The 2,632-nt window shown below is 42.9% G+C and carries 3 protein-coding genes; all 3 read left to right on the top strand.

Features of this window, described 5'->3' with window-relative positions:
- The first annotated feature begins 104 nt into the window (after positions 1 to 104).
- A complete protein-coding gene (locus HT719_RS11030) occupies positions 105 to 1,391 on the top strand; it encodes a homoserine dehydrogenase (protein WP_000216383.1) in 1,287 nt (428 codons plus the stop codon).
- Between the two features lies 1 nt (position 1,392).
- Positions 1,393 to 2,262: a homoserine kinase gene (gene thrB, locus HT719_RS11025; protein ID WP_016397884.1), complete on the top strand. Its 870-nt coding sequence runs from the start codon at positions 1,393 to 1,395 to the stop codon at positions 2,260 to 2,262.
- 75 nt (positions 2,263 to 2,337) lie between these two features.
- Positions 2,338 to 2,632 (top strand): hypothetical protein (locus HT719_RS11835; RefSeq protein ID WP_345790050.1); only part of this gene is annotated, 295 nt, incomplete at its 3' end.

Here is a 2,632-nt window from a genome sequence, read left to right as displayed (position 1 = left end):
ACGGGTGGTTATGACTTTTATACTGAAATAGTGATTTACTATAATAGGAATTTTCACAAAATTCTGTTATAATGGCTATATTAGAAAATTTCGAGGAGATAAAGATGACAGTTAAAATTGCTTTACTAGGATTTGGTACCGTTGCAAGTGGTGTGCCTTTCCTCCTAAAGGAAAATGGAGGAAAAATCAATCAATCAGCACATTCAGATATCAAAGTTGCTAAGGTATTGGTCAAGGATGAAGATGAAAAAAATCGCTTGCTTGCAGCAGGGAATGACTTTAACTTTGTAACCAATGTGGATGATATTTTATCAGACCAAGATATTACTATCGTAGTGGAATTGATGGGGCGTATTGAGCCTGCTAAAACCTTTATCACTCGTGCCTTGGAAGCTGGAAAACACGTTGTTACTGCTAACAAGGACCTTTTAGCTGTCCATGGCGCAGAATTGCTAGAAATCGCTCAAGCTAACAAGGTAGCACTTTACTACGAAGCAGCAGTTGCTGGTGGGATTCCAATTCTTCGTACTTTAGCAAATTCCTTGGCTTCTGATAAAATTACGCGCGTGCTTGGAGTAGTCAACGGAACTTCCAACTTCATGGTGACCAAGATGGTGGAAGAAGGCTGGTCTTACGATGATGCTCTTGCGGAAGCACAACGTCTAGGATTTGCAGAAAGCGATCCGACGAATGACGTAGATGGGATTGATGCAGCCTACAAGATGGTTATTTTGAGCCAATTTGCCTTTGGCATGAAGATTGCCTTTGATGATGTAGCCCACAAGGGAATCCGCAATATCACACCAGAAGACGTAGCTGTAGCTCAAGAGCTTGGTTACGTAGTGAAATTGGTTGGTTCTATTGAGGAAACTTCTTCAGGTATTGCTGCAGAAGTGACTCCAACCTTCCTACCTAAAGCGCACCCACTTGCTAGTGTGAATGGCGTAATGAACGCTGTCTTTGTAGAATCTATCGGTATTGGTGAGTCTATGTACTACGGACCAGGTGCGGGTCAAAAACCAACTGCAACAAGTGTTGTAGCTGATATTGTCCGTATCGTTCGTCGTTTGAATGATGGTACCATTGGCAAAGACTTCAACGAATATAGCCGTGACTTGGTCTTGGCAAATCCTGAAGATGTCAAAGCAAACTACTATTTCTCAATCTTGGCTCCAGACTCAAAAGGTCAGGTCTTGAAGTTGGCTGAAATCTTCAATGCTCAAGATATTTCCTTTAAGCAAATCCTTCAAGATGGCAAAGAGGGTGACAAGGCGCGTGTCGTTATCATCACACACAAGATTAATAAAGCCCAGCTTGAAAATGTCTCAGCTGAATTGAAGAAGGTTTCAGAATTCGACCTCTTGAATACCTTCAAGGTGCTAGGAGAATAAGATGAAGATTATTGTACCTGCAACCAGTGCCAATATCGGGCCAGGTTTTGACTCGGTCGGTGTAGCTGTAACCAAGTATCTTCAAATTGAGGTCTGCGAAGAACGAGATGAGTGGCTGATTGAACACCAGATTGGCAAATGGATTCCACATGATGAGCGTAATCTCTTGCTCAAAATCGCTTTGCAAGTTGTACCAGACTTGCAACCAAGACGCTTGAAAATGACCAGTGATGTCCCTTTGGCGCGCGGTTTGGGTTCTTCCAGCTCGGTTATCGTTGCTGGGATTGAACTAGCCAACCAACTGGGTCAACTCAACTTATCAGACCATGAAAAATTGCAGTTAGCGACCAAGATTGAAGGGCATCCTGACAATGTGGCTCCAGCCATTTATGGTAATCTCGTTATTGCAAGTTCTGTTGAAGGGCAAGTCTCTGCTATCGTAGCAGACTTTCCAGAGTGTGATTTTCTAGCTTACATTCCAAACTATGAATTACGTACTCGCGACAGCCGTAGTGTCTTGCCTAAAAAATTGTCTTATAAGGAAGCTGTTGCTGCAAGTTCTATCGCCAATGTAGCTGTTGCTGCCTTGTTGGCAGGAGACATGGTGACCGCTGGGCAAGCAATCGAGGGAGACCTCTTCCATGAGCGCTATCGTCAGGACTTGGTAAGAGAATTTGCGATGATTAAGCAAGTGACCAAAGAAAATGGAGCCTATGCAACCTACCTTTCTGGTGCTGGGCCGACAGTTATGGTTCTGGCTTCTCATGACAAGATGCCAACAATTAAGGCAGAATTGGAAAAGCAACCTTTCAAAGGAAAACTGCATGACTTGAGAGTTGATACCCAAGGTGTCCGTGTAGAAGCAAAATAAAGAATAGAAGATAGGATGGGGAAACTCTTGACCAGAGGGCTTCATATCCTTTTTGTGAAAAGAAGTTTATACTCAATGAAAATCAAAGAGCAAACTAGGAAGTTAGCCGCAGGCTGCTCAAAACACTGTTTTGAGGTTGTAGATAGAACTGACGAAGTCAGCTCAAAACACTGTTTTGAGGTTGTAGATAGAACTGACGAAGTCAGCTCAAAACACTGTTTTGAGGTTGCAGATAGAACTGACGAAGTCAGCTCAAAACACTGTTTTGAGGTTGCAGATAGAACTGACGAAGTCAGCTCAAAACACTGTTTTGAGGTTGCAGATAGAACTGACGAAGTCAGCTCAAAACACTGTTTTGAGGTTGCAGATA

Origin of the sequence: Streptococcus sp. k-378 (assembly GCF_013277505.1) — a bacterium.
In the GTDB taxonomy this organism is placed as follows: Bacteria; Bacillota; Bacilli; order Lactobacillales; family Streptococcaceae; genus Streptococcus; species Streptococcus pseudopneumoniae.
The sequence above is the reverse complement of the archived record's forward strand: the minus strand, read 5'-3'. Positions and strand labels throughout refer to the sequence as shown.